Genomic DNA, 25881 nt, shown 5'->3' with positions numbered 1-25881 from the left:
GTCGCCAGCGTCACCTGTGACACGAAGAAACCCTGTCTTGGGAAATCCGCCCTCTATGTGCGACAAGGCGGCGGTCGGCGCCCCGATGCGCGCCCGGATGGATTGATGGCCCAGACACATCCCTTCTTCAGCCCCGCGACCCACGGCTTTGTGCGCGTGGCAGCGGCCACCCCTGTCGTCTATCCTGCCGACCCCAGGGCCAATGCCGACGAGCATATCCGCCTGATCGAACAGGCGGCCGAACAGGGCGTCGACCTGATCGTCTTTCCCGAGCTGAGCCTGAGCGGCTATGCGCTGGATGACCTGCATATGCAGGGCGCCCTGCTGGACGAGGTGGAGCGGCAGGCCCTGCGGCTGGCCGAGGTGACCGGGGGCACGGCAATCACGGTCGTCGTCGGCGCCCCGGTCAGACACGCGGAGCGGCTCTACAACGGCGCGATTGTCCTGGCGGGTGGCCGTGTGATCGGCGTGGTGCCGAAAACCTATCTGCCCAATTATCGGGAATATTGTGAGAAGCGCTGGTTTTCATCGGCGAATGCCAGCCAACGCTTTGGTGAGCCCCTCCAATGGGGCGACGAGATTGTCGAAGTCGATCCGTGCGTCCTGTTCGAAGCGGAGAACCGCGCCGGGTTCGTCTTCGGAGTCGAAATCTGCGAGGACTTCTGGGCGCCGCTGCCGCCGTCGACCCGACAGGCGATGGCTGGGGCGCGGATCCTGTTGAACCTTTCGGCGTCCAACATCGTCATCGGCAAGGCCGAGGAGCGCGCCCTGCTGTGCGCCAGCCAGTCGGCACGGACCATGGCCGCCTATGTGTTTACGGCGTCCGGCTGGGGCGAGAGCACGACCGACCTCGCCTGGGACGGTCAGGCGACGATCCACGAACTGGGCGCGAAGCTGGCCGAGGGCGAACGGTTCGGAATGGGCGGCGCGCTGACAATCTGCGACATCGACGTGGACCGCATCGGCCAGGACCGGTTGAGGAACGGTACCTTCGCCGATTGCTCTGACAGGGAAACCCATGGCTCCGCATTCAGTCGCCACCTTTTCCCGGCCCGCGAGGCGTCCGCTGCGGTCGACCTGATCCGCCCCCTCGACCGCTTCCCGTTTGTGCCGGATGACCCCGCGCGACTGGATCGCGACTGCTATGAGGCGTTCAATATCCAGGTCCAGGGCCTGATGAAACGGATGACCGCCACCGGGTCGAAGACCGTGGTCATCGGCATCTCGGGCGGGCTGGATTCGACCCACGCCCTGCTGGTGGCCTGTCGCGCCTTTGACCGGCTGGAGCTGCCGCGCACCGGCATTCGCGCCTGGACCATGCCGGGCTTCGGGACCTCGGAGGGCACGAAGGCCAATGCCTGGGCCCTGATGAAGGCGCTGGGCGTGACGGCCGCCGAGCTGGATATCCGCCCGGCCGCGGAGCGGATGCTGGCCGACATCGGTCATCCGGCGGCGAACGGCGAACCGGTCCACGACATCACCTATGAGAATGTGCAGGCGGGGCTGCGCACCGATTATCTGTTCCGGCTGGCCAATCAGCACGACGGCTTCGTCATCGGCACAGGCGACCTGTCCGAGCTGGCGCTGGGCTGGGCCACCTATGGCGTCGGCGACCACATGAGCCACTATGGCGTCAACTCCGGCGTGGCCAAGACGCTGATCCGGCACCTGATCCGCTGGGTGGCCGACCGCGAACTGGTCGGCGCCGAGGCGACGCCGGTTTTGCAGGCCATTCTCGACACCGAAATCTCGCCCGAACTGGTGCCGGCGAAGGACGGACAGATCCAGTCGACCGAGGCGACCGTCGGCCCCTATGCGCTGAACGACTTCTTCCTGTTCCACTTCAGCCGCTATGGCATGGCGCCGTCCAAGGTCGCCTTCCTGGCCTGGCAGGCGTGGAAGGATGCCGCGACGGGGCACTGGCCGTCGGGTACGCCCGACGATGAGAAGGTCGAATACGACCTCGAGACCATCGTCTTCTGGCTGCGGAAATTCATCGTGCGCTTCTTCCAGACCAGCCAGTTCAAGCGCTCGGCCCTGCCGAACGGGCCCAAGGTGGTGACCGGCGGGTCGCTGAGCCCGCGGGGCGACTGGCGCGCGCCGTCGGATGTGTCGGCCCGCGTGTGGCTGGACGAACTGGATGAAAACGTGCCGATCAAGGCGCCCACACCGAAAGACCCGACATGAGCGATACCCCGACCCGCGACGCCAACGGCAATGAGCTGGCGGACGGCGACAGCGTCACCCTGATCAAGGATCTGAAGGTCAAGGGTTCGGGCGGGGTTACGCTGAAGCGCGGCACCATGGTGCGGAAAATCCGCCTGACCGGCGACCCCGACGAGATCGAGGCCAATGTCGACAAGGTGAAGGGACTGGTGCTGCGCACCGAGTTCGTCAAGAAGGCCTGAGCCCCCTTGGCTCAGGGCACGTCCGACAGGAATTCGAAGATGGCGGCCCGGGCGGCGGGTTCGTCCAACATGGGCGCGTGGCCGATGCCCGGCACCTCGACATAGTCCATCTTGGGCGCGCGCTTGCGCATCTTCGCGGCGATGTCGGCGCTGAGCAGGTCCGAGGTCTCGCCGCGCACCAGCAGGGTCGGCCTTGCCTTGGCCAGACGCCCGAACATGGGCCAGAGGTTGGGCACCAGCGCCTTGTCACCGCCCGCCCGGATCGGCACCGAGATGTCGGGATCATAGTCGAGCACCGGCGTGCCCTCGGTGCCCTCGCGGAACACGCGCCTGGCAAACGCCGCCCAGTCGTCGGGGCCATAGTGGGGGAAGGCGACGCCATTGGTCTTCTCGACATAGGCGGCGGCGGCCTCCCACGTCGGGGTGTCGACCGGCTGGCCGGTATAGGCGGCGATCCGGGCCAGACCGGCCTTGTCCACCTCGGGCCCGATGTCGTTGAGGATGGCCGCCGCGATCACCCGCGACCGCAGGGCGGCGACCGCCATGGTGATCAGCCCGCCCATGGAGGTGCCCAGAAAGACGGCGCGCTCGATGCCCGTCTGGGCCAGCAGGGCCAGCACATCCTTCGCATAGGTGGCGGGCTGGTAGGTCATGGGATCGGGGGCCCGGTCCGAACGGCCGCGCCCGCGCACATCGACCGCCAGAACGCGACGACCGCTCTGGGCCAGCAGGGTGGCGATGCCGTGAAAGTCGGCAGAGTTGCGGGTCAGGCCATGGATGGCGATGACCGGCAGGCGCGCCTGACCGTCGGCCCCGGCATAGTCGCGGGCATAGAGGTCCAGTCCGTCCTCGGAGGTGAAGCGGCGCTCGGCATAGGTCCGGGTCTCGGTCATGATCAGGGCTCCGACGATCAGGGGCGGGGTATTTCACCCCATGTAGAATTTATGCCTCAGATCGCCAGCAGGTCGCGAACGAAATCGTCGAGATTTCCACCGTCGAACAGGAAGCCGGGGATACCCGCTCTCTGTGCGGCCTCCATGTCGCTGGGACGGTCGCCAATCATGAAGGCGCGCTTCGGATCGATGCCATGGTCGGCGATGGCGCGGTGGATCATGCCGGGATTGGGCTTGCGGTCCGGGTGGTCGGGGTGGCGCCAGGCCGGATCGACCGCCTCGGCATGGTAGGGACAGGCATAGACCGCGCCGATGCGCGCGCCCTTTGCCGCCAGCCGACGGACGATCAGGTCGTTGAAGGCCTCCATCTGGCCGTGGCTGAACATGCCGCGCGCGACGCCCGACTGGTTGGTCACGATCACCACCAGATAGCCCAGGGTGTTCAGGCGGCGCACGGCTTCTGCGGCGCCGGGCACAAACGCCAGTTGGTCCTCGCGGTGGGGATAGCCGACATCGTCGATGAGGACGCCGTCGCGATCCAGAAACACGGCCGCATGGCCGGCGGACGCCGGTACTGAAATCACATCTTCTCCCGGATCAGGGTCAGGATCATGAGCCCGCGAACGGACATTGAGGTCGCCCTGATTAGGGCGCATCGTAAGAAGTCGCAACGCGAAGTGACCGTCCCCCGTTTGGTCAGAAGGGCGCGTGCTTGCTATGGCGCGCCACCAGACGCGGGGCCAACCCGTCGCACAGGAAGACTGAGACCCATGAGCATTGCCTTCATCGACCTGCAGGCCCAACGCCGTCGTCTCGGCGGCAAGATCGAGGCCGCCGTCATGGCCGCCGTGGAGAGCGGCGCCTGGGTCATGGGCCCGCCGGTCCGCCAGTTCGAGGACGATCTGGCCGCCTTTGGTCAGGCCAAACATGCGCTGGGCTGTGCCAACGGGACCGACGCCCTGATCCTGCCGCTGATGGCCTGGGGCCTGCGCACCGGCGACGCGGTGTTCGTGCCCAGCTTTACCTTTACCGCCACGGCCGAGGTGGTGCCGTGGCTGGGCTGCACGCCGATCTTCGTCGACGTCGATCCGAAGACCTACAATATGGACCCGCAGAAGCTGGAGGCCGCCATTGAGGCGGTGAAGGCCGAAGGCAAATTGAAACCGCGCGTGGTGATCGCCGTCGACCTGTTCGGCCAGCCCGCCGACTATCCGGCGATCCGGGCCATTTGCGACCGCCACGACATGAAGCTGATCTCGGATTCGGCGCAGGGGTTCGGCTGTACGCTGAATGATGCCCATCCGCTGAAGTGGGCCGACATCACCACCACCAGCTTCTTCCCGGCCAAGCCGCTGGGGTGTTACGGCGACGGCGGGGCGGTGCTGACCGACGATGCCGATCTGGCCGAGGAAATGGATTCGCTGCGGGTGCACGGCAAGGTCGTGGCCAAGGACATGCAGGGCCGGACCTTCGATCACGATCCCAAATATCTGGCCATGCGGATCGGCATGAACTCGCGGCTCGACACCCTCCAGGCGGCCATCCTGATCGAGAAGCTGAAGGTCTTCCCCGAGGAGATCGAATGGCGGAACCGCATCGCCGCCCGCTACAACGAGCACCTCGCCCCGCACGTCGCGGCCGTGCCGCATGTGATCGAGGGCGGCGTTTCGGTCTGGGCCCAGTACACGATCGAGCACGACGACCGCGCGGGCCTGATCGATCATCTGAAGGGCGAGGGCGTGCCGACCGCCGTCTATTATCCGGTGCCCATGCATATGCAGCCCGCCTATCAGCGCTTCCCGCAAGGGGCCGGGGGGCTGCCGGTCACCGAGCGCCTGAAGGACCGGGTGCTGAGCCTGCCCATGCATGCGGATCTGGACGAGGCCACCCAGGACCGCATCATCGCCGCCGTCGCCAGCTACAAGGGATAAGTCCGATGCAGACTCTGAAGATCGGCGTGGCCGGCGCCGGCGTCATGGGCCGCAACCATGCCCGGGTTCTGACCGATATCCGTGACGTGAACCTGACCCATGTGTTCGACCCCGATACCGTGGTCGCCCAAGGCGTGGCCGAGGCCTATGGCGCCTCTCCCGTGACCAGCGCTGAGGCCTTTGCTGAGGCCGGTCTGGATGCGGCCGTGATCGCCACCCCCAACCGCACCCATGCCGATCTGGGCGTGGCCCTGTTGGAACGCGGCGTCCATGTGCTGGTCGAAAAGCCGATCGCGGCGACCGTCGAGGACGCCCAGCGCCTGATCGATGCGGCGAAGGCCAATGACCGGGTGCTGATGGTCGGTCAGGTCGAGCGGTTCAACCCGGCGGTTGAGGCGGTCAAGCGCGCGATCAAGGACGAGGACGTCATCTCGATCCAGATCACCCGGGTCGGCCCCTTCCCGCCCCGCATGGGCGAAGTCGGGGTGGTCATCGATCTGGCGGTGCACGACATCGACATCATCCGTCATCTGACGGATTCGGAAATCGTCGAAGTCCAGCCGCAGCTGGCCCGCACCAAGGCCGAGCGCGAGGATACGGCCCTGCTGCAGTTCCGGCTGGCCAACGGCACCATCGCCCACATCACCACCAACTGGGTGACGCCCTACAAGACCCGCACCCTGCAGGTCGCGACCAAGGCCAAATTCGTCGTCGCCGACCTGATGACGCGTCAGGTGACCGAATATTTCGGCCAGCAGCCCGACGGCACCTATTCCACGCGCGGCGTGCACAGCTGGCCCAACGAGCCGCTCAAGAAGGAGCTGGAGGCCTTCGTCCACGCCATCCGCACCGGCGAGACCCCGGCGGTGACGGGCGAGGACGGCCTGAGGAACCTCGAGGTCGCCCTGAGGTGCCTGGGGGAATGAACCTCCGGCCTGCGGTTCTGGAAGACCGCTTTGTCCGGCTGGAGCCCCTGGCGGATCATCATCGGGAACCGCTCCGTATCGCCTGTGATGCGGACCCGGATTTGTGGCCAGCCCTCTACTACCGGTCCTATGGTGGCCAGCATTTCGACGCTGGCTGGGAGGATCTGGTCGCCGGTCAGTCGGCCGGCACCCGTATTCCGTTCGCGGTGATGGCGGGCGGCACCCTTGTCGGCATGAGCAGCTATATCGACATCCAGCGCGGCAACCGGGCTGTGGAGATCGGCACCACCTACTACGAGCCCTCGGCCCGGGGCGGTTCGGTCAATCCGGCGGCCAAGCGGCTGCTGCTGGAGCATGCCTTTGCCTGTGGCGCCAATCGCGTGGCCTTCAAGGTCGACGACCGGAATAGGCGCAGCCAGGCCGCCATGGTCAAGCTGGGCGCCACGCGTGAAGGCGTGCTCCGCCACGACATGATCACCTGGACCGGGCACGTGCGCAGTTCGGTGGTCTTTTCCATCCTAGCCGGGGAGTGGCCGGACGTCCGGGCGCGGCTGGATGAGCGGCTGGCGGTCTTCGAAGTCACCCCCGAAACGGCCGGCTGAGGAACGGCGAGCCCTTGAGGCCGAAACGCCAGGGGGTCTCTGCTCCCTTGGTGATGCCGATGCGCGGGCCGACGGCGAGACCGGCGGGGGGCGGGCCCGGTTCCAGCACGAAGGGCGGGGCGTCCAGCGGGGCATGATCGAGCGCCTTGTCGATCGCCAGCGCCTGACACAGCTTGCCGGGACCCGAGCAGAGGTTTCGCGGGTCGTCCGTGCCGCGACGGACGGCCATCACGTCCAGCCCGTCGGTCGGCTCCAGCGCCCGGATCAGCACGGCGCTGCCCGGCTTTGTCTGGTCACAGACGATGTTGAAGCACCAGTGGGCGCCGTAGATGCGATAGACATAGGCCCGGCCTACGGGGCCGAACATGGCGGCGTTCCGGGGCCGGGGGCCCCCAAAGCTGTGCGACGCGGGATCGGCCGGATCATAGGCCTCGGTCTCGACGATGAGACCGCCGACACCCCCGACCAGTAGTCGCGCCCCGATCAGATCACGGGCGACCGTGGCAGCATCGCGCGCCAGCCAGTCGGGCTCAGGAAGACTCGGCAAGGGTCTGGGCCTCTTCAGGGGTAGCTCCCACTTTTGCGGCCATCTCCGCCGAAGCCTGACGCCAGGCGTCCGGGTCCTGCCAGTCCGGAACGCTGGAGCCACCCCCGCAAGACGTCAGCGAATCCGCCAGGATCTCGTAGCAGTCCGTCCATATCCCGCCCCGGCGAACCATGAGCCATCGCTCATGGACCAGCACGAGCGCAGGCGCCTCGGTGAAGCGCCCATCTTCCGACCAGGTAAGCGTCCCTGCAGGCTTCCAGAGCAGTCCGGCGGATCCAACGCTGCGCCACAACTGATAGTCCACGTCCGTCGGCGCGGGTCCGATCCCCAGCAAATACTGCTGCCCCCCCGGAGCGGTAACGCGATTGACGACGGCCGGTAGTCCGGAACTCAAGGCGATCCAGACAAAGGCGACCAGGATAGCCGGGATTGCCAACAGGAGTCTGATCGCAGGCCCGAGCCGCCGCCCCGCAGGAGGCATCACGACATCGAAGAGCAGGGCTGAGGGAATGGCGATCAGGGCGATCACACCCGCGGTGTTGAGGACCTCTGGCGCGGGGATCACCCCCAGCGGATTGAGCGAGCTTGAGAACAGGATGGCAGAGCCCGCCGCTACGGATCGGAGAAGGACCCGGAGCCTTTTGACACCGCGAGCCCTGATCTCAGCCAACGACCTGCATACCCAGCCATTCGGCGATGAGGGCCGGTTTATCGCCGCCCTCGATCTCGACAGTCAGCTCGTGCTTCAGAAGCCAGCGGCCACCGCCCTTGTCCTCGGCCGACAGCAGCTTGAACCGGCCCCGGATCCTGGAGCCCGCAGGGACGGGGGCGAGGAAGCGCAGCTTGTCGAAGCCGTAGTTGACGCCCATCACCACGCCCTCCAGCGGGGCGACCGCGTCATAGCTCATGGCCGAGGCGAGGCTGAGGGTCAGAAACCCATGCGCAATCGTGCCGCCGAACGGGGTGGCCTTGGCCGCCTCGGGGTCGACGTGGATGAACTGTTCGTCCTCGGTGATCTTCGCAAAGGCGTCGATGCGGGCCTGGTCGACCTCGATCCAGCGGGAGACCCCCACTTCGGTGCCGATCAGGGATTGCAGATCGTCGGGCTTGGTCATGCGGGGGCTCCGGGGGTGAAATGATCCTCGATGATGGCGGCAAACAGGGCGGGGTCAATGTTTCCGCCCGAGAGAACGATCGCCGTGGTGCGGCCCGCCGCCTCGACCTTGCCCGCCAGAAGCGCCGCCAGCGACACCGCCCCGCCCGGCTCGACCACCAGTTTCAGGGTGCGGAAGGCATAGCGGACCGCCTCGGCCACCTCCGCATCGGTGACGGTCAGAGCGCCGGCCAGCCGCTGATTGATGGGGAAGGTCAGTTCGCCGGGCCGGTCGCTCATCAGGGCATCGCAGATCGAGGGCGCGGCCCCCGGCGGGAAGGTCACGCGCTCGCCGGCCTCCAGCGAGCGGCGGGTGTCGTCATAGGCAGCAGGCTCGACCGCGAAGACCCGGGTTGCGGCCGACCGCTCGGCGAAGGCCAGGTTGATGCCGGCGATCAGCCCCCCGCCCGAGGCCCCGCACAGCAGCTGGTCGATGGGCGCATCGGCCTGTTCGAGGATTTCCAGCCCGGTTGTGCCCTGGCCCTCGATGATGAAGGGGTCGTCGAACGGGCGCACCAGCACGCTGCCGCGTGTGCGGGCGATCTCCTCGCCGATGGCCTCGCGCGATTCGGTCCAGCGGTCATAGGAGCGGACCTCGCCGCCGAAGGCGATGACGCCCTCGACCTTCACCCGGGGGCTGTCGGCGGGCATGACGATGACGGCCGGGATGCCCATGCGGCGGGCGGCGGCGGCCACGGCCTGGGCATGATTGCCGGAGGAATAGGCGACCACGCCGCGCGCCTTTTCTTCCTCGGTCAGGCGACTGATCCGATTCCAGGCCCCGCGGAATTTGAAGGCGCCCGCGACCTGCAAGGTTTCGGCCTTGATCAGCACCCGGCCGCCCAGACGGTCGTTCAGCGCGGGGCTTTCGATCAGGGGGGTACGGACCGCGGCACCGGCAATCTGGCGGGCGGCATCGAGGACACCGGAGAAGGAGGCTGTGTGGGTCATGGTCGCATTTAGCGCGGCCGGCGGGCGCGTGGCGAGGGGCATTGCGCTTGCCTCGCCCGGCGTCCGTCGTCACTAATCCCCCATGAGTCGGATGATCCTTTCCATCGACCAGGGCACGACCTCGACCCGGGCTATCGCCTTTGAGGTGTCGGAGGCCGGGGCCTTTTCGGCGGCGGCCGTCAGCCAGATCGAACTGCAGCAGCATTTCCCCAAGCCCGGCTGGGTCGAGCATGATGCCGGCGAAATCTGGACCGCGACCCTGCAGACCTGTCGCGAGGTGATCCGCAAGGCCGGAGGCATCGACCGCTTTGCGGCCATCGGCATCACCAATCAGCGCGAGACAGCGGTCCTGTGGGATGCGGGAACGGGCGAGCCACTGCATCACGCCATCGTCTGGCAGGACCGGCGCACGGCCGACGTCACCACGGCGCTGGTCAAGGAGGGGCATGAGCCGGAGGTACAGGCGCGCACAGGCCTGATCCTCGATCCCTATTTCTCGGCCTCCAAATACGCCTGGCTGCTGGATGCGGTGCCCGGCAGCCGCGAGCGGGCCGAGGCGGGCGAGGTGAAGCTGGGCACCATCGAAAGCTGGCTTGTCTGGAAGCTGACGGGGGGACGGGTGCACGTCACCGACGCCACCAATGCGGCGCGGACCAGTCTGATGGACCTCAAGAGCCTGAACTGGCAGCCGGATCTGGCCGACCTGTTCCGGGTGCCGATGGCCGCCCTGCCCGAGATTCGGGGCTGTGCCGACCGTCTGGGCGATTGCGACCCGGCCCTGTTCGGGCGGGCGGTGCCGATCCATGGCGCGGCGGGCGATCAACAGGCAGCGCTGGTCGGCCATGGCGCGATCCAGCCGGGCGAGGCCAAGATCACCTATGGCACCGGGGCCTTTCTGGTCGCCAATGTGGGCGCGGAGCCCGTGATTTCGACCAACCGGTTACTCGGGACACTGGCTTATTCCGTGAACGGACAAACTGCCTATGCCCTGGAGGGCTCGATCTTCTCGGCGGGGTCGGCGATCCAGTGGCTGCGCGACGGGCTGGGGGTGATCAGCCAGTCTCGCCAGTCCGAGGCCATGGCCCAGAGCCTGCCGGACAATGGCGGGGTCTATCTGGTGCCGGGTTTTACCGGCCTGGGCGCGCCCTGGTGGTCGCCGGAGGCTCGCGGCACCATCACCGGCCTGACGCGCGACAGTGGCCCGGCCCATCTGGTGCGGGCCGCGCTGGAAAGTCTGGCCTATCAGACCCGCGACCTGCTGGATGCTTTGGCCGCCGACGGCGCGCCCCGGCTCAAGCGCCTGCGCGTCGATGGCGGGGTGACGGCCAATGCGCTGGCCATGCAGTTCGTGGCCGACATCTGCGAGGTCGAGGTCGAGCGCCCGGCCTTTCAGGAGATGACCGCCCTGGGGGCCGCCAAGCTGGCCGCCCTGGGCGTCGGGTTGATCGACCGGCTGGACATCGCTCCGGCCGAGACCCCCGCCGTCCGGACGCCCCGGATGGATGCCGCCACCCGCACCCGGTTGCTGGCCGGCTGGAAGGCCGCCGTCCGCGCCACTCTCGCCGCCGCCGCACCGACTTCTTCACAGACGGACCCCACATGACCGACGTTTCCCTCGACCCCCAGTCCGCCTTTTCCGGCACGCGCGAGGTCGATCCTCGCCATGCCCTGGACGCGGCCACGCTGGAGGCCTGGCTGGCTGAGAACGTCGAGGGCTATGAGGGGCCCCTGACGATCCGCCAATTCAAGGGCGGGCAGTCGAACCCCACCTATGAACTGGCCACCCCCGGCAAGACCTATGTGCTGCGGCGCAAGCCGCCGGGCGTGCTGCTGCCCAGCGCCCATGCGGTTGATCGCGAGTTTCAGGTGATTTCGGCGCTTCATGCACAGGGCTTCCCCGTCGCCCGACCTTATACTCTGTGTACGGATGATGCCGTCATCGGCTCGATGTTCTATGTCATGGACAAGGTCGAGGGTCGGGTGTTCTGGGACCTTAAACTGCCCGGTCTGTCGCCCTCCGAGCGCCGTGCCATCTATGGGGCCCAGACGGATACGCTTGCGGCCCTGCACCGGTTCGACCCGGACGCCATCGGCCTGTCCGACTATGGCAAGCCCGGCAACTATTTCGCCCGTCAGGTCGGCCGCTGGACCAAACAGTATCAGGCGTCCGAGATCGACACGATCGAGGCCATGGACCGGCTGATCGCCTTCCTGCCCGAAAGCCTCCCGGCAGATGGGCCGACGCGGATCGTGCACGGCGACTTCCGCCTCGACAATATGATCCTGGCGCCGGACCGGGCCGAGGTGCGGGCCGTGCTGGACTGGGAGCTGTCGACGCTGGGCGACCCGATGGCGGACTTTTCCTATCTGCTGATCGCCTGGGTGATTCCGGCGACCCTGAGAAACGGTCTGGCCGGAGCGGATCTGGAGGCGCTGGGCATTCCCTCGGTCGAGGATACGGTTGCGCGCTATGCCGAAAAGACCGGAACCGCGGGGCCCGACAATCTCGACTGGCTGTTCGCCTATAATCTGTTCCGGCTGGCCGCCATCTGTCAGGGCATCGCCGGGCGGGTGCGCGACGGCACCGCCGCCAGCAGCCACGCCCGGACCATGGCCGCCCAGGTCGGGCCGCTGTCGGACGCCGCCTGGAGCTTTGCCAGGAAGGCGGGCGCCTGACGCCTAGCTGGGGGTACCCACCAGGGTGAAGGCCGCCCAATAGGCCGGATGCTGCCAGCGACGGTCGGCGCGCACCTCGCGCATGGCGCCCTGCAGGGCGACGGCGCGGTTTCCGGGCGTCCGGTCCAGCCCGGCAAAGGTGCCGGTGATAAGGGCGGTGGTCGCCTGATCCGAGACCTCCCAGTGCGAGACCAGAAGCGAGCGCGCCCCGGCATAGAAGAAGGCCCGCGCCAGACCGGACAGCCCCTCGCCCCCCGGCCGGCCGTCGGAGGCCGCCGTGTTGCAGGCCGACAGGACGACGAAGTCGGCATTCAGGCGCAGACCGGCCGCTTCCGATGCGGTCAGGTAGCCGTCGTCCTCGGCGGTCGCCTCCGCAGGCGGGGTCATGACCAGTCCCGGCTCGGCGAAGCTGGCGCCGGCCATCAGCCCATGGGTCGAAAAGACGACGAAGCGCGCCTCGGCCAGCAGGTCGGTATCGGTCTGACGCACGGCCGTTTCGGTCGCGGCCGCGCCGATGCGGACCACGCCCTTCGGATAGATCTGGCCCAGCGCCGTCAGCTCGGCCCGCGCGCCCGGAAGATCGGGCAGGGCGCGCAGTTTTTCCACATCGGCCAGCCGGCCCGGCCCCAGAATGCCGTCCGCATCCGGCGCGCCCCGGGCACCGGGCATCGGCGATCCGGTCAGCACCGGCGCACCAAAGGCGATCAGGGGCAGGCGGTCACCCGCAGCCGCAACCGGTTCCGCGTGTCCCAAGGTCAGCGGCGCCGGACACCCAGGGTGCCGGTCGCTGTTCGTCGCCAGATGACAGCGCAGGGCCTTGAGGCTGGACACTGACGGCAGGGTGGCGAGCGCATAGCGATCGATCAGCCATTCCGTGGTCACCAGTGCTTCGGGTGCCGTGTCTTCGCCCACGGGCGGGGCCGTCACCAAGGCCGCCAATGGCAGGGTGGTCAGGGGGCCGCTGACCACGGTGATCAGGGTGGTCCGCCCCTCGAAGGCGGATTCTACCGGCTGGACCAGCGCCTGATAGAGGCGATGGGCCTCGGCCCGGTCATAGGCCCGGACCGGACGGCCGGCGAACAGGGCCGGGTCCAGCGTCGGATCGGCCCGCGCGCCGGCCGTGGTCAGCGACGCCCGAAGCCGGGCCACGGACAGGGCCAGGGCTTCCTCGCCGAGATCGGCGGCCCGCGCCCACTCGACCCGGTCCGAAGTCACGCCCCAGACATAGGTCGCCTCCGGATTGACGAAGACCAGCAGCAGGGCCTCGTCCGGGTTCAGCAAGGCTTGCGTCTCGACGACCGTCAGGGCGCGCGGGCTGGTCAGTTCGGCAAAGGCGGGAAACTCGGCCTCGATCCGGGCATCGACCTCGGCCAGCTCGGCCAGGGTCTGCTCATAGGTGCGGCCCATGATGCGGCGGCGTTCGCGAGCGGAGTCCGTATCCTGGGCATAGAGGCTCTCGACCTCACGCTCCAGGGCATCCCGGCGCTGGATCAGTCGTTCGCGCCGCTCGGCCAGCAGACCGAGCGCGTCGTCGCCCTCGGCAAACCGGGCCGAGACCTTGGCCAGCGCGTCGGCCGCATCCGAAACAATGGCCCACTGGGCGGCTTCAAACGCTTCAGCGCGCAGGGATTCAGGCGTGTCCGGGTCCTGTTGCAGGGCGACGCCCGGGCGGGCTCCCACATGCCCGCCGATGGCAAGGGCCAGCACCAGCGCGGCCATGAGCCCCAGCAGCGGCCATCCCCGGAGTCCCCCTCGCGCCCAAGCCCTCATTCTGTCCTCAGTTGCTGAGGATCTGGACCTTGGTCCAGATCTCGCCGCGGTTGACCACGCTGACCCGCACCTTGCCGGCGATGCGGGGCATCAAAGTGCAGACGGGATAGTGGTCGCCGAACCCGTCCTGACACAGCAGCCGCCCCTCGGCGTCGCGGATGACCAGATCGATATTGGTGTCGCCGTCGCCGATGGCGGCGATCCGCAGGATTTCCCCGCCCCGGGCATCGACCTCGAAGCCGAAGGTCTCGCGCGCCCGGACATCCTTGACCGTCGCAATCGGACCATTGCCGAAGGGCGAGGAGACCACGCCCCGCACCCCCTGTCCGCGCACCTGTTCGATCGCGGCCAGATAGGCGGGATGACCGGCCGCCATGACCTCGGCCTCATCCAGCAGGCCCTCGAAGGTCAGTACCGGGGGCTGATCCCCCTGATTGCGCAACGGCACCTCGCCGACAATCCGGGCTGCCATGATCAGGGCCCCCGGATCCTCGTTCGCCCGTCCCCAGTCGGCCAGGCCGGCGGCGGTCACCAGCTGCGAAATGCCGGCCGCTTCGGGCGGCAGGGTGGCGGTCCCGGGATCCTGCGCCCGACCGAGCCCGGCGCAGGCCACGACCAGCAGGGCAGCGACCAGGCCGACACCCGCGGTCCAGACCCGACCCGTTGCTGTTTGCTGTGCGCCCTGCCCCATGTGTCTTCCCCTGCCTCGCGCCAGACTGCGCGTCGCGACAGCCTGCCAGCCCCCCGGCCGGTCGAATACTGACTGAATGTGATGGCGACCGCAAAGGGCCTTTCGCCGGTCAGCGAACGGCGGCACCCAGAATGTGGCGATCGTCGCGCGACTGGATCAGCACGGCGATGCGGTCGCCGTCCTCGATGTCGTCGGGCAGGGACAGCAGGATCGACCGCCCCGTCCATTCGCCGATGGGGTGGATCGACTGCACCACATTGGTATGGCGCACCACCCGGCCCCGGTTGTCGCCACTTTCAACCCGCACCAAAACGGGGCCCGGACGGAAGACCACGGCCAGCACCTCGGCCCCCTCCGCAGCGACCCGGCCCGAGCCGATGCCGACCCGGTCGCCGGTCTCGCGGAACTCGATCTCGGGACCCCACAGATTGCGGGCGGACTCCTCGTCCACGGCCAGCCCCAGGGTGTCCTCGTCGCGCGGGGCCACGGTGCGATAGCCGTCCAGAATGACCTGCGGGGTGGCCACGGCCCTCAGGCGCAGCGCCTGGCGGTATTCCTGCTGGCGGGCGGAGAATTCGGGCTGGGCCAGGGTGTCGGTCCAGCCGGTGTAGTCCCAGTAGTCGACCGGATAGGTCAGCACGATCACGCCCGGCCGGTCGGCCAGGGTCTCGACGCGTTGGTTGGCTTCCGGACAGCCGCCACAGCCCTGGGCGGTAAACAGCTCGACCACCACGGGCACGGACCGAACGGTGACGTCGGACTGGGCCACGCGACGCACGGTCTGCGCCGAGGTGCCCACAGCGGCGAACAGGCAGGCGCCTACAGCCCCCGCGATCCCCAATCGTGTCCAGCCCCGAAATATCATGGGTCAGACTCCTAGCCGCTCCGCCTCTCACGCGCCCCTCATTTTCGCGTGAGGGGCGTGTGAAGCCGCCGTCAGTCCATCAGCTGCTGGGCCAGATAGACATAGTGCCGGGCCCAGCGCCGGGCGTTGGCGACCGGGTCGGCGTCGTTCGAATGCCCGCCGGCCGTGTCCTCGAAATAGAGGTGATCGTGACCCTGCGCCTCCAGCCGGGCCGCGAATTTGCGGGCATGGCCGGGGTGGACCCGGTCATCGCGGGTGTTGGTGGTGATGTAGACGCGCGGATAGTCGACCTCGGGGCTGAGCCGCTGATAGGCCGAGTATTCCGCGATCCAGGCGGCCTCTTCCGGAATGCGTGGGTCGCCATATTCGCCGATCCACGAGGCCCCGGCGGGCAGCTCGTGATAGCGCAGCATGTCGATCAGCGGGCTTTCGATAACCGCCGCATTGAACAGCTCGGGCCGCTGAGTGATCGACACACTGGTCAGCACTCCGCCGTTCGACCGGCCGTAGATGCCCAGATGGCGGGGCGAGGTGATGCCGCGCGCAATCAGATCCTCGGCCACGGCGGCGAAGTCATCAAAGGCGCGCTGGCGGTTTTCGTTGAGGGCCGCCTGATGCCAGCCCGGGCCGAACTCGCCGCCGCCGCGGATGTTGGCCTGGACGAAGACGCCGCCGTTCTCGAGCCACAGCTTGCCCATCTCGGGCTTGTAGGCGGGTGGGAAGCTGATCTGGAAGCCGCCATAGCCGAACAGGATGGTGGGCGCGGTACCGTCCATGGCGAGGTCACGCGGCATGACCACGAAATAGGGGATTTTCGTCCCGTCGGCGGAGGTGGCCTCATACTGCTCCACCCGGTGGGTCGAGGCATCGAACTTGGGCGGGGCGGAACGGAGCTCGGTGAGCCGGGCCGCGCCGGTGTCGGCGAGGCTCAGGGTCGGGGAAGTGAGGAAACCTTGGGTTGAGACGAAGGCCTCGCCGCGCGATTTCGACGAATCGCCGAGGGAGACATTGACGTTGTCTGGCGTGACGATATCGGTCCGCAACCAGCTGGCCCTGTGACCGCCGTCAACAAAGACGGCCAGCCGTCCCGCGACATTATCCGAGATCGCAACAAGGACGCGGTCGTCGAGAACCCGAACGTCCGCGATCGATTGTCGCGAACTCGGTGAGAAGATGGTCCACTCTCGAGAAGGTATGGACGCGAGACCATCTCGTTCGGGTCGAAGGCAAGCTAGGCAGGGCGAAAGAAGCGACCCGGCCTGCAACTCCTCGCCCATAAATGTCCAGGGGTCATCATTGGAAAAAATGAGAGAGCCATGGGTCACGCCAAAGATCGTCAGCCGCGCCGGGAGGTCCAACCGCACCGGAGTGCCGTCCACCAGCTCCCATGTCTCAGAGCGGAAGGTGTCGAGCGGGCGAGAGATAATCACCGCCTCCACTACGCCGTGCTTGTCGCGGAAGACCGAGGCGCTGACCCCATAGCCGCCGTCGCCCGCCTCGCCGCGATAGACCTCGGTCGCCTCGGCCAGGGTCTGGCCGCGCTTCAGCGTCTTGACGATATAGGGATAGCCGCTCTCGGTCAGGGTGCCGGGCCCGAAATCGGTGGCGACCAGCAGGGTGCCGGCGTCCAGCCAGCTGATCCGGTGCTTGCCCTCGGGCAGGACGAAACCACCGTCCACGAAGGCCCTGGTGGTCAGGTCGAACTCACGCACCACCACGGCATCCTTGCCGCCGTCGGACAGGTTGACCAGGCAGCGGGTCTCGGCGGGCGGCAGGCAGCTGGCGCCCTTGAACACCCAGTCCTTGCCCTCGGCGCGGGCCAGGGCGTCGATGTCGAGCAGGGTCTCCCACTGCGTATTCCCCGAGGCATAGGACTCCAGCGTCGTCCGCCGCCAGATGCCCTTGGGATTGGTCGCGTCCTGCCAGAAATTGCCGATGCCGTCGCCGAGGAAGGACGGGGCGGGGATCCGGTCCGTCGCGGTCAGGATCGCCTCGGCCTGCTGGCGGAACGGCTCATAGCGGGGGTCGCCCTCCAGCGTCGCCAGCGCCCGTTCGTTTGAGCGGGCGACGAAGGCCATGCCCTCGGCCCCGTCGACCGCTTCCAGCGCCAGATGATCATCCGCCGCCGCCACGCCCGCCGGCGTCAGGTCTGCCGGAAAGTTCGGCATGGACGCCTGTGAGACCGGCACGGAGGCCTCGGTCGGGTCCTGCGCCCCGGGCATTGTGCTGCAGGCGCCCAGCATCAGGGCCGGAATGGCGGCGGACAGGATCAGGCGACGCATTATGCAAACTCCGGTTTCTTGATCCTCCCCCGTTTCGCAAGCTTCACGGGGGAGGATCGGGCTTTTCAGTCCATCAGGCGGCGGGTCAGATAGGTGTATTCGAGCGCCAGACGCCGGGCGGTCTCGCGCAGATTGGCGCCGGCGGCGTGGCCCCCGTCGGTGTTCTCGTAGAACAGGACGTCATAGCCCAGCTCCTGCATGCGGGCGGCGGCCTTGCGCGCATGGCCCGGGTGGACGCGGTCGTCCTTGGTCGAGGTGTGGATGAAGACCTCCGGATAGGGCTGGCCCGCGCGCAGGTTCTGATAGGGGGAATAGGCGGCGATCCAATCGCGCTCTTCCGGAATGTCCGGATTGCCGTATTCGGCGATCCACGAGGCCCCGGCCAGCAGCTTGTGGAAGCGCAGCATGTCGAACAGGGGCACCTGGATGACGGCGGCGTTGATCAGGTCCGGGCGCTGGGTCAGCATCGCCCCCATGAACAGGCCGCCCTGGCTGCCGCCCATGATGCCGAGGTGGGGCTGGCTGGTGATGCCGCGGTCGATCAGGTCGAGCGCCACGGCCTGGAAGTCCTCATGGGCGCGCTGGCGGTTCACGCCCTGGGCCGACTGGTGCCAGGTGGGGCCGAACTCGCCGCCACCGCGGGTATTGGCGACGACATAGACGCCGCCGCGCTCCAGCCACAGCTTGCCGACCGTGGCCGAATAGCCGGGCAGCATCGACACCTGGAAGCCGCCATAGCCGTACAGCAGGGTCGGGTTGGAGCCGTCCATCGGCATGTCCGACCGGCCCACGACGAAATAGGGGATGCGGGTGCCGTCGGCGGACACCGCCTCGAACTGGCGGACCTCAAGGCCGTCGGCATTGAACTTGGCCGGCAGGGATTTGACCACCTCGCCCTCGCCGGTCGCGGCGTCGAACAGCCACAGGGATTGCGGGTTCAGATAGCCGGCGACGCTGACGAACACCCGGTCATCAAGGCTGGAGCTGGAGCCCACGCCAACGGTGACGTTCTCGGGCAGGTCCAGGCGCGTGCGGCTCCAGTCCGAGGGGTCATAGACATAGACGGCGCCGCGGACGTTCTCGAACAGGGCGACGACCAGACGGTTGCGGGTCGAGGTGATGCCCTCGATCGACTCGCGCGGGCCCGGGCGGATGACCAGATGGGCCTCGACCGTCGGATCGGCCAGCCAGGCGGCAAGGTCATAGGCCAGCACATCGCCGGTCTTGAAGTCCTGACCCGAGGGTGCGGTCCAGTCCTGGTCCGTGGACACGATCAGCTGACCATCGACAAGGGCGGTGATGCCGCCCTTGAGCGGCAGGGGCAGCTGACGGGTCGTGCCGCCGGCGTTCAGCAGCCAGGTCTCGCTCTCATAGAAGTTGATGCCGCGGTTCAGCAGCACAGCCTGCACCACGCCGTCGGCATCGCGCAGGGTGAAGCCGCTGACCGAGACGTCGCTCTGTTGGCCCTCGAACACCACCGGGGCGTCTTCGACCGACTGGCCGCGCGTCATCAGGCGCACGGTGCGCGGATAGCCGGAATCGGTCAGGGAGCCTTCGCCGAAGTCGCGCGACACCAGCAGGGTATCGGCGTCGATCCACGACACCCCGCCCTTGGATTCCGGCAGGGTGATGCCGCCCTCGATGAACTGGCCGGTCTCGCGGTCGAACTCGCGCACGGTAACGGCATCCTTGCCGCCGTCGGACAGATTGACCAGGCACAGCCGTCCGTCGGGCGGCAGGCAGCTGGCGCCCTTGTAGACCCAGTTGGCGCCCTCGGCCTCGGCCAGGGCGTCAAAGTCCAGAACCGTTTCCCACTGGGGATCATCGGTGGCGTAGCTGTCGACCGTGGTGGTGCGCCAGATGCCCCGCACATGGTCGGCGTCCTGCCAGAAATTGTCGATCCTCTCGACGCCGCCCGCGCGGCGGAACCCGGGCGAGGGAATACGGTCGCGCGCCTCCAGCAGGGCCAGTGCCTGATCGTGCAGGTCCTGATAGCGCGGGTCACCGGTCAGGACGCCCAGCGAACGGGTGTTCTGGTCTTCGACCCAGGCCATGGCGCGCTCGCCCTCGACCTCTTCCAGCCACAGATAGGGATCGTCGGCATCGGCGGCTGGGGTCATGGAGGGGTCAGCGGTGCTCTGGGCTAGGACAGGGGCGGCGGCCAGCGCCAACGGCAGGGTGAGGGCGACGGCCGTCAGGGTGCGACGAAGCATGGACAAAATCTCCGGTCGGGGGTGGCGCACCTTAACCGGGCGGCGGGCGGCGACAAGCCGGGACCCGCTTCATTACGGTTTCGTCATGAGGCGGACGGGTCAGTGCTCATAGTTGGGGATGCACAGCCCCTCGCCGCAGGCCTTGCAGTGGACCGCATCCGGGTCGTGCCGCTGCAGGCCACAGTTCGGACAGGGATAGTGGATCTTGGGCGGGCGCAGCAGGGTCTGGCCCAGACGGACGAACAGGGTCACCCCCGTCAGCATGATCACAATCGAGACGATCCGCCCCCAGGCGCCGGGCAGCAGGATGTCGCCATAGCCGGTCGTGGTCAGGCTGGTGACGGTGAAATAGAGGGCGTCGACGTAGCCGGTCAGCCCCTCATGGGTGCCGACGAAGGCCGTATAGACGAACCCCGTGGCCACGAAGATGAAGGTGACCAGCGCCGCCAACGCCTTGATCACATCCTCGACGTGGGTGTCGTCATACTTCCGGCCGACCGTCCGCCAGAAGAAGTCGGAGTTGATCAGCGTCCACAGGCGAATGACCCTGAGGAAGCCGAAGTTGAACAGCCAGGCCGGAAACAGCAGGGTCGCCAGAATGAACAGGTCGGCCCATACCACCGGGCGCTTCAGCCACGACCGGATGTCGCTCCAGGCCATGGCGCGCGCGATCAGGTCCGCCGCCAGCACGGCCGCAATCACATAGTCCAGGGCATAGAAGATCCAGCCTTCGCCCTTCAGGATCGGCGCCGCGATGAAAAAGGCGATGATGGCGATGTCGATGATCAGGACGGTGAAGCGGAAGCGCACGGCCTGACGCGAGCTGCCGTGATACAGCGCCCTGAGCCGGGCCCGGATGCGCCAGCCGCGCGCGTCGTCTTTCGGGCTCGTGGGGGAGGCCATGCCCGGAGATAGCGCGGATGGTCGCGCATGCAAACCGTTCGTGATCATCCGGCCGCTCGCGCGGGGCGCGCCCCTGGCCTATAGGCGGGACATGACCGCGACGTCCCTGCCCTATGTGAAGATGAATGGAGCCGGCAACGACTTCATCATCCTGCGCGTCGATGCGCCGGGCTTCGATCTGTCGCCGGACACCGTCCGTCGCCTGTGCGGGCGGGATACCGGACCGGGCTGTGACCAGCTGATCGTCATCGAACCGCCCACCAACCCGGGCGAGACCGCCTTCATGCGGGTGTGGAACGCCGACGGCGGCAAGGTCGAGACCTGTGGCAATGCGCTGCGCTGTGTAGGCTGGCTGTTGCTGGAAGCCTCCGGACAGGAGAGCGCCGTGATCGGCACCCTGGGCGGTCCCACCGTCGCGCGCCGGGCCGAGGGCACCCGGATCGAGGTCGATATGGGCACCCCGCGGCTGGCCTGGCATCAGATCCCGCTGGCCGAGGAGATGGACACCCGCGGCATCGAGCTTCAGGTCGGGCCGGTCGAGGCCCCCGTGATCCACACGCCGGGCGCCGTCTCGATGGGCAATCCGCATGTGGTCTTCTTCACCGACCGGCTGGACGACGATTTCGTGCGGGGCGCAGGCTCCCTGATCGAGCATCACCCCCTGTTCCCCGAGGGGGTCAATGTCGGCTTTGCCCATGTGCTGTCGCCCGACCACATCCGCCTGAGGGTGTGGGAGCGCGGGGCGGGCCTGACCCTGGCCTGTGGCACCGGGGCCTGCGCCGCGCTGGTGGCCGCCCACCGCCGGGGCCTGACAGGTCGGTCCGCCACCCTGACGCTGGAGGGCGGGGCGCTGACCATCCGCTGGGACGAGGCCAGCGACCATGTCTTCATGACCGGCCCGGTCGCGTTCGACGGCACCGGAACCGTCACCATTTGACACGTCCCACCTGACGCAAGGTCAAATCGATGCCCCGCCGCCGTTGTTTGCGCGGCACCCGCCCTCTAGGATCGCCGCCTTCCTCTCGCACTGAAACGACCTCATGCCCGACCTGACCGACAAGCAGACCTTTTCCGACGACGACGCGCTGGAGTTCCACCGCGAACCCATGCCGGGCAAGATTTCCATGGCGCCGACCAAGCCGATGGCGACCCAGCGGGACCTGTCGCTGGCCTATTCGCCGGGCGTGGCCGTACCGGTGCTGGCGATCGCCGAGGATCCGGACCGGGCCTATGACTATACGTCCAAGGGCAATCTGGTCGCCGTGATCTCGAACGGGACCGCCATCCTGGGTCTGGGCAATCTGGGCCATATGGCGTCCAAGCCGGTGATGGAGGGCAAGGCCGTCCTGTTCAAACGGTTTGCGGACGTCGACAGCTTCGACGTCGAGGTCAAGACCACCGATCCGGACGAGTTCGTCACCGTGGTCAAGAACATCGGCGACACCTGGGGCGGCATCAATCTGGAGGACATCAAGTCCCCGGAATGCTTCGAGATCGAGGCCCAGCTGCAGGACCTGCTGGACATTCCGGTGTTTCACGACGACCAGCACGGCACGGCCATCATCTCGACCGCCGGCCTGATCAACGCCTGTCACATCACGGGCAAGAAGCTGGAAGACATCAAGGTGGTGCTGGCGGGGGCCGGGGCGGCGGGCCTGTCGTCCATCGGCCTGATGAAGGCGGTCGGCGTTCGCGCCGAGAATACCGTCATCGTCGACCGCGACGGTGTGGTCTACAAGGGCCGCGAAAACGTCGACCAATGGAAGGCGGCCCACGCCACCGATACCCCGCACCGCACCCTGGCCGAGGCCATGGTCGGCGCCGACGTCGTGCTGGGCCTGTCGGCCAAGGGCGCGATCACCAAGGAGATGGTCGCCTCGATGGCGGCCAATCCGATCATCTTCGCCATGGCCAATCCCGACCCGGAGATCACGCCCGAGGATGTGCTGAGCGTGCGCTCGGACGCCATCATGGCCACCGGCCGGTCGGACTATGTGAACCAGGTCAACAACGTCCTGGGCTTCCCTTACATCTTCCGCGGCGCCCTCGATGTGCGGGCTCGCACCGTCAACCACGAGATGAAGATCGCCTGCGCCCAGGCCCTGGCGATGCTGGCGCGCGAGGATGTGCCCGATGAGGTGGCCGCCGCCTATTCCGGCCGCAAGCTGAAGTTCGGCCCGGACTACATCATTCCGACGCCGTTCGATCCGCGCCTGATCTGGTACATTCCGCCCTTCGTCGCCCAGGCGGCCATGGACACGGGCGTCGCCCGCCAGCCGATCCTCGACATGGACGCCTACCGCATCGCCCTGCGCCAGCGGGTCGATCCGTCCGCCGCCCTGATGCAGAAGATCGCCTCGGCCGTGCGCGCGGCGCCGAACAAGCGCGTCGTCTTCGCCGAGGGTGAGGAGACCACCGTCATCCGCGCCGCCTGGGGCTTCAAACAGGCCGAGCTGGGCACCCCCATCCTGCTGGGCCGCGAGGACCTGATCCGCAAGAACGCCGCCGAGGCCGGGCTCAATTTCGACGATCTGGACATCGAGATCGTCAACGCCCGCATTTCGGAAAAGAACGACGCCTATACCGACTGGCTGTACGAACGCCTGCAGCGGCGCGGTTATCTGCGCCGCGACGTCCAGCGGATGATCAATCAGGACCGCAACTATTTCGCCGCCACCATGGTCGCGCGCGGCGACGCCGATGCCGTCGTCACCGGCACCACCCGCAATTTCAACATGGTGCTCAAGGAAGTGCGCCGGGTGCTGGATGTGCGCGACAGGCTGATCGGCCTGTCGGTGCTGCTGGCCAAGGGCCGCACCCTGTTCGTCGCCGACACCTCGATCCACGAACTGCCCGACGCGCGCGAGCTGGCCGAGATCGCCATCCAGGCCGCCGCGACGGTCAAGAAACTGGGCCGTACCCCGCGCGTCGCCTTCCTCAGCTATTCGACCTTCGGCAACCCCCCGGGCGACCGCAGCGAACAGGTGCGCGAGGCCATCCGCATCCTCGACCAGATCGGCGTCGACTTCGAATACGAGGGCGAAATGCCCGCCGAACTGGCGCTCGATCCCGAGGCCCGCGCGGCCTATCCGTTCATGCGCCTGACGGGTGACGCCAATGTGCTGGTGATGCCGGGCATCCACTCGGCCTCGATCTCGGCGCGGCTGGTGCAGGCGCTCGGCGGCGCGACGGTCATCGGCCCGCTGCTGGTGGGCCTTGAGAAGTCGGTCCAGATCGTCAGCCTCGGCGCCTCGGTCAGTGAGATCATCGCCTCGGCCACCTTCGCCGCCTACGACGAGGCCGTCGGCGACGAGGGCCAGGCCTGAGCGAGCCTAGGGTTTCGGTTCCTGCTCGCGAGCCGCGTATTCGGCTTCAACCCGGGGCTGACGCGCGGCCACATAGAAGGCCAGAAGGACGGCAAACACGCCGATGACCGTCGAATAGAGGAAGAAGGTGACATAGCCCGCGCCGAGGCCTGCGGGTGTCACCCCACTCTTTACCGCGCCCTCGACCAGGGTTCCCGGGGGCACATTCGCGAACAGCCCCTTCAGTCCCGAAAGCGGCCCTCCGGCGTCGGCCGCCCGGGCGGACGCCTCGACGATCTTGCCGGACTGTGAGGCGATGATCTTGCCGGGCAGCGCGTAGAGCGAGCTGAACAGGGCATACTGGGTGGCCGTAAAGCCGATCGACGTCAGGCTCGACATATAGGCGATCAGCGCCGTGCCGGCGAAACCGGAGGCGACATTGTCGACGCCGATGGCGATGAACAGGGCCCCCAGATCGTGGCCCTGAGCGGCCAGCCACGCAAATACGAGGTTGGAAACAGGGCTCATGAAGGCCCCGATGACCATGGTGCGGATCAGGCCAAACCGGGCCACAGACCAGCCCCCGGCGAACACGCCGGCCGACAGGGCGATGACCCCGAACAGTTTCCGCACCTCGCCGATCTCGATGAGGCTGAACCCCAGATCGATGTAGAAGGGGTTCATGATGTTCAGGACGAAGTCGGCCAGACGATAGAGGCAGATCAGCGCCAGAATGGGTCCGGCCAGCTTGCCGAAGCGGACAAAGAAATCCATCAGCGGCGCGCCGAATGACCCGGCCAGATAGGCACCGGGGCGGGTCTTGAAACGCGGGATGGGCCAGCACGCAAGGGCGAGAACGCCGAAGCCGCCGATCACATAACCCAGCTGATTCAGGACCCCGACCAGACCGCTCTGCTCGACCGTGGCGGTGATGGAAGCACGCGCGCCCTCACTGAGCACAAGCCCGCCGCCCCACAGCAGGGCGTCCGGCTTGTCCGTCAAACCGGTGCCGATGATGAAGGCGGCGAGGATGATCAGGCCGAGCCGTACGACCCATTCAATCTTTTCCAGCGTGGGACGCGAGGGGATGTCCTCGACCGGGATCGGCCGGATGATGTGCGTCTTCTCGCGGGGGGCCAGGATGACGCCCAGCACCCCGAAGACCATCAGGCCCGCCATCACGGCGTAGGACAGGTTCCAGTTGTAGTATTGGGCCAGCGCCAGAGGGATGAAGCCCGCAGCGATCTGCGCCACGCGCCAGCCCAGCTGATAGGCCGCGGCCATGGCCCCCTGCCGCGTGTCGTCCGCAGCCTCGATCCGCCACGCATCAATGGCGATGTCCTGTGTCGCGCCGAAGAAGCCGACGGCCACGGCGAAAAGCGCGATTCCGGCCAGCTGCGTCTGGGGCGTCAGGGTCGACATGGCCCACAGGCCGAGGATGATCATGGCCTGGGTCAGCAGCATCCACGACCGCCGGTGCCCCAGCCATTTGGTCAGCACCGGCACATTGGTTCGGTCCAGCAGCGGGGCCCAGACGAACTTCAGGGCATAGGTCAGGGTGGCGAGGGCGAAAAAGCCGATCACCTCCAGCGATACGCCGTCATCCCTCAGCCAGGCCGAGAGGGTGTCGAAGATCAGCAGATTCGGCAGGCCTGACGCAAAACCAAGCAGCAGCATGGTGAAGGTGCGCCGCTCGCCATAGACCGCCAGACCGCCAAACCGGCGGGCATCGGGTTCCGGGCGGGAATTCGCGGTCTCGGTCATG

At 67.5% G+C, this 25881-nt stretch carries 22 protein-coding genes; 9 read left to right on the top strand and 13 right to left on the bottom strand.

From position 1 onward, the window contains the following. Positions 1–105 precede the first annotated feature (105 nt). Positions 106–2187 carry an NAD(+) synthase gene (locus V7672_RS08125; RefSeq protein ID WP_335624093.1) on the top strand — a complete coding sequence of 694 codons (2082 nt, stop codon included), beginning with the start codon at positions 106–108 and terminating at the stop codon, positions 2185–2187. Further along, complete coding sequence (locus V7672_RS08120; protein ID WP_123288190.1) at positions 2184–2408, top strand: alkylphosphonate utilization protein; 225 nt, start codon at positions 2184–2186, stop codon at positions 2406–2408. The genes V7672_RS08125 and V7672_RS08120 overlap by 4 nt, the downstream gene beginning before the upstream one ends. Positions 2409–2419: 11 nt before the next feature. Here the strand turns inward: V7672_RS08120 and V7672_RS08115 are convergent, their stop codons facing one another. Beyond that, positions 2420–3301: an alpha/beta fold hydrolase gene (locus V7672_RS08115; RefSeq protein WP_335624092.1), complete on the bottom strand. Its 882-nt coding sequence runs from the start codon at positions 3299–3301 to the stop codon at positions 2420–2422. Positions 3302–3357: 56 nt separating this feature from the next. Beyond that, positions 3358–3885: a D-glycero-alpha-D-manno-heptose-1,7-bisphosphate 7-phosphatase gene (locus V7672_RS08110; RefSeq protein WP_335624091.1), complete on the bottom strand. Its 528-nt coding sequence runs from the start codon at positions 3883–3885 to the stop codon at positions 3358–3360. Between the two features lie 186 nt (positions 3886–4071). Between V7672_RS08110 and V7672_RS08105 the strand changes: the two genes are divergently transcribed. The 3 genes from V7672_RS08105 to V7672_RS08095 are packed head-to-tail and all read left to right on the top strand — an operon-like array spanning position 4072 to position 6760. Next, positions 4072–5232, top strand: coding sequence for a DegT/DnrJ/EryC1/StrS family aminotransferase (locus V7672_RS08105; protein WP_335624090.1), 1161 nt, complete (start codon positions 4072–4074; stop codon positions 5230–5232). Between the two features lie 5 nt (positions 5233–5237). Beyond that, the gene (locus V7672_RS08100) at positions 5238–6158 is read left to right on the top strand and encodes a Gfo/Idh/MocA family protein (RefSeq protein WP_335624089.1); all 921 of its coding nucleotides are present in this window, start codon (positions 5238–5240) and stop codon (positions 6156–6158) included. Further along, positions 6155–6760 carry a GNAT family N-acetyltransferase gene (locus tag V7672_RS08095; protein WP_335624088.1) on the top strand — a complete coding sequence of 202 codons (606 nt, stop codon included), beginning with the start codon at positions 6155–6157 and terminating at the stop codon, positions 6758–6760. Before V7672_RS08100 ends, V7672_RS08095 begins: the two co-directional genes overlap by 4 nt. On the opposite strand, the gene V7672_RS08090 is transcribed toward V7672_RS08095, so the two are convergent. The 4 genes from V7672_RS08090 to V7672_RS08075 all read right to left on the bottom strand — a co-directional run bounded on the left by V7672_RS08090 (position 6738) and on the right by V7672_RS08075 (position 9411). Then, positions 6738–7307 (bottom strand): DNA-3-methyladenine glycosylase, encoded by a 570-nt coding sequence (locus V7672_RS08090; protein WP_335624087.1) that lies wholly within the window; start codon positions 7305–7307, stop codon positions 6738–6740. The two genes, V7672_RS08095 and V7672_RS08090, sit on opposite strands and share 23 nt — an antisense overlap. Then, entirely contained in the window at positions 7291–7836 is a 546-nt protein-coding gene (locus V7672_RS08085; RefSeq protein WP_335624086.1) for a hypothetical protein, read from the bottom strand. The genes V7672_RS08090 and V7672_RS08085 overlap by 17 nt, the downstream gene beginning before the upstream one ends. Positions 7837–7969: 133 nt before the next feature. Continuing rightward, the gene (locus tag V7672_RS08080) at positions 7970–8422 is read right to left on the bottom strand and encodes a MaoC family dehydratase (protein WP_335624085.1); all 453 of its coding nucleotides are present in this window, start codon (positions 8420–8422) and stop codon (positions 7970–7972) included. Further along, on the bottom strand, positions 8419–9411 hold the full coding sequence (locus V7672_RS08075; protein ID WP_335624084.1) for a threonine ammonia-lyase: 993 nt from the start codon (positions 9409–9411) through the stop codon (positions 8419–8421). Before V7672_RS08075 ends, V7672_RS08080 begins: the two co-directional genes overlap by 4 nt. 91 nt (positions 9412–9502) lie before the next feature. Between V7672_RS08075 and glpK the strand changes: the two genes are divergently transcribed. Both glpK and V7672_RS08065 read left to right on the top strand, forming a co-directional pair. Further along, positions 9503–11014 carry a glycerol kinase GlpK gene (gene glpK, locus V7672_RS08070; RefSeq protein ID WP_335624083.1) on the top strand — a complete coding sequence of 504 codons (1512 nt, stop codon included), beginning with the start codon at positions 9503–9505 and terminating at the stop codon, positions 11012–11014. Continuing rightward, positions 11011–12087, top strand: a complete 1077-nt coding sequence (locus V7672_RS08065) for a phosphotransferase (protein WP_335624082.1) — start codon at positions 11011–11013, stop codon at positions 12085–12087. Before glpK ends, V7672_RS08065 begins: the two co-directional genes overlap by 4 nt. Before the next feature lie 3 nt (positions 12088–12090). Here the strand turns inward: V7672_RS08065 and V7672_RS08060 are convergent, their stop codons facing one another. The 6 genes from V7672_RS08060 to V7672_RS08035 all read right to left on the bottom strand — a co-directional run bounded on the left by V7672_RS08060 (position 12091) and on the right by V7672_RS08035 (position 20811). Continuing rightward, positions 12091–13806 carry a CHAT domain-containing protein gene (locus tag V7672_RS08060; protein WP_335624081.1) on the bottom strand — a complete coding sequence of 572 codons (1716 nt, stop codon included), beginning with the start codon at positions 13804–13806 and terminating at the stop codon, positions 12091–12093. 58 nt (positions 13807–13864) lie between these two features. Continuing rightward, positions 13865–14548: a hypothetical protein gene (locus V7672_RS08055; protein ID WP_335624080.1), complete on the bottom strand. Its 684-nt coding sequence runs from the start codon at positions 14546–14548 to the stop codon at positions 13865–13867. Between the two features lie 109 nt (positions 14549–14657). Next, a complete protein-coding gene (locus V7672_RS08050; RefSeq protein ID WP_335624079.1) occupies positions 14658–15413 on the bottom strand; it encodes a DUF1223 domain-containing protein in 756 nt (251 codons plus the stop codon). A gap of 71 nt (positions 15414–15484) precedes the next feature. Further along, positions 15485–17695, bottom strand: coding sequence for a prolyl oligopeptidase family serine peptidase (locus V7672_RS08045; protein WP_335624078.1), 2211 nt, complete (start codon positions 17693–17695; stop codon positions 15485–15487). 65 nt (positions 17696–17760) lie between these two features. Then, positions 17761–19908, bottom strand: coding sequence for a prolyl oligopeptidase family serine peptidase (locus V7672_RS08040; protein ID WP_335624077.1), 2148 nt, complete (start codon positions 19906–19908; stop codon positions 17761–17763). A gap of 99 nt (positions 19909–20007) precedes the next feature. Continuing rightward, positions 20008–20811, bottom strand: a complete 804-nt coding sequence (locus V7672_RS08035) for an ion channel (RefSeq protein WP_335624076.1) — start codon at positions 20809–20811, stop codon at positions 20008–20010. Between the two features lie 91 nt (positions 20812–20902). Between V7672_RS08035 and dapF the strand changes: the two genes are divergently transcribed. Further along, positions 20903–21748 carry a diaminopimelate epimerase gene (gene dapF / locus V7672_RS08030; protein WP_335624075.1) on the top strand — a complete coding sequence of 282 codons (846 nt, stop codon included), beginning with the start codon at positions 20903–20905 and terminating at the stop codon, positions 21746–21748. A gap of 103 nt (positions 21749–21851) precedes the next feature. Continuing rightward, positions 21852–24137 carry an NADP-dependent malic enzyme gene (locus tag V7672_RS08025; RefSeq protein WP_335624074.1) on the top strand — a complete coding sequence of 762 codons (2286 nt, stop codon included), beginning with the start codon at positions 21852–21854 and terminating at the stop codon, positions 24135–24137. A gap of 6 nt (positions 24138–24143) precedes the next feature. Here the strand turns inward: V7672_RS08025 and V7672_RS08020 are convergent, their stop codons facing one another. After that, positions 24144–25880: an AmpG family muropeptide MFS transporter gene (locus V7672_RS08020; RefSeq protein ID WP_335624073.1), complete on the bottom strand. Its 1737-nt coding sequence runs from the start codon at positions 25878–25880 to the stop codon at positions 24144–24146. Position 25881 lies beyond the last annotated feature (1 nt).

It is taken from the genome of Brevundimonas sp. (assembly GCF_036963785.1).
Taxonomy (GTDB): Bacteria; Pseudomonadota; Alphaproteobacteria; order Caulobacterales; family Caulobacteraceae; genus Brevundimonas.
Note: the sequence above shows the minus strand (reverse complement) of the source record. Positions and strands in the feature narration are given on the sequence as shown.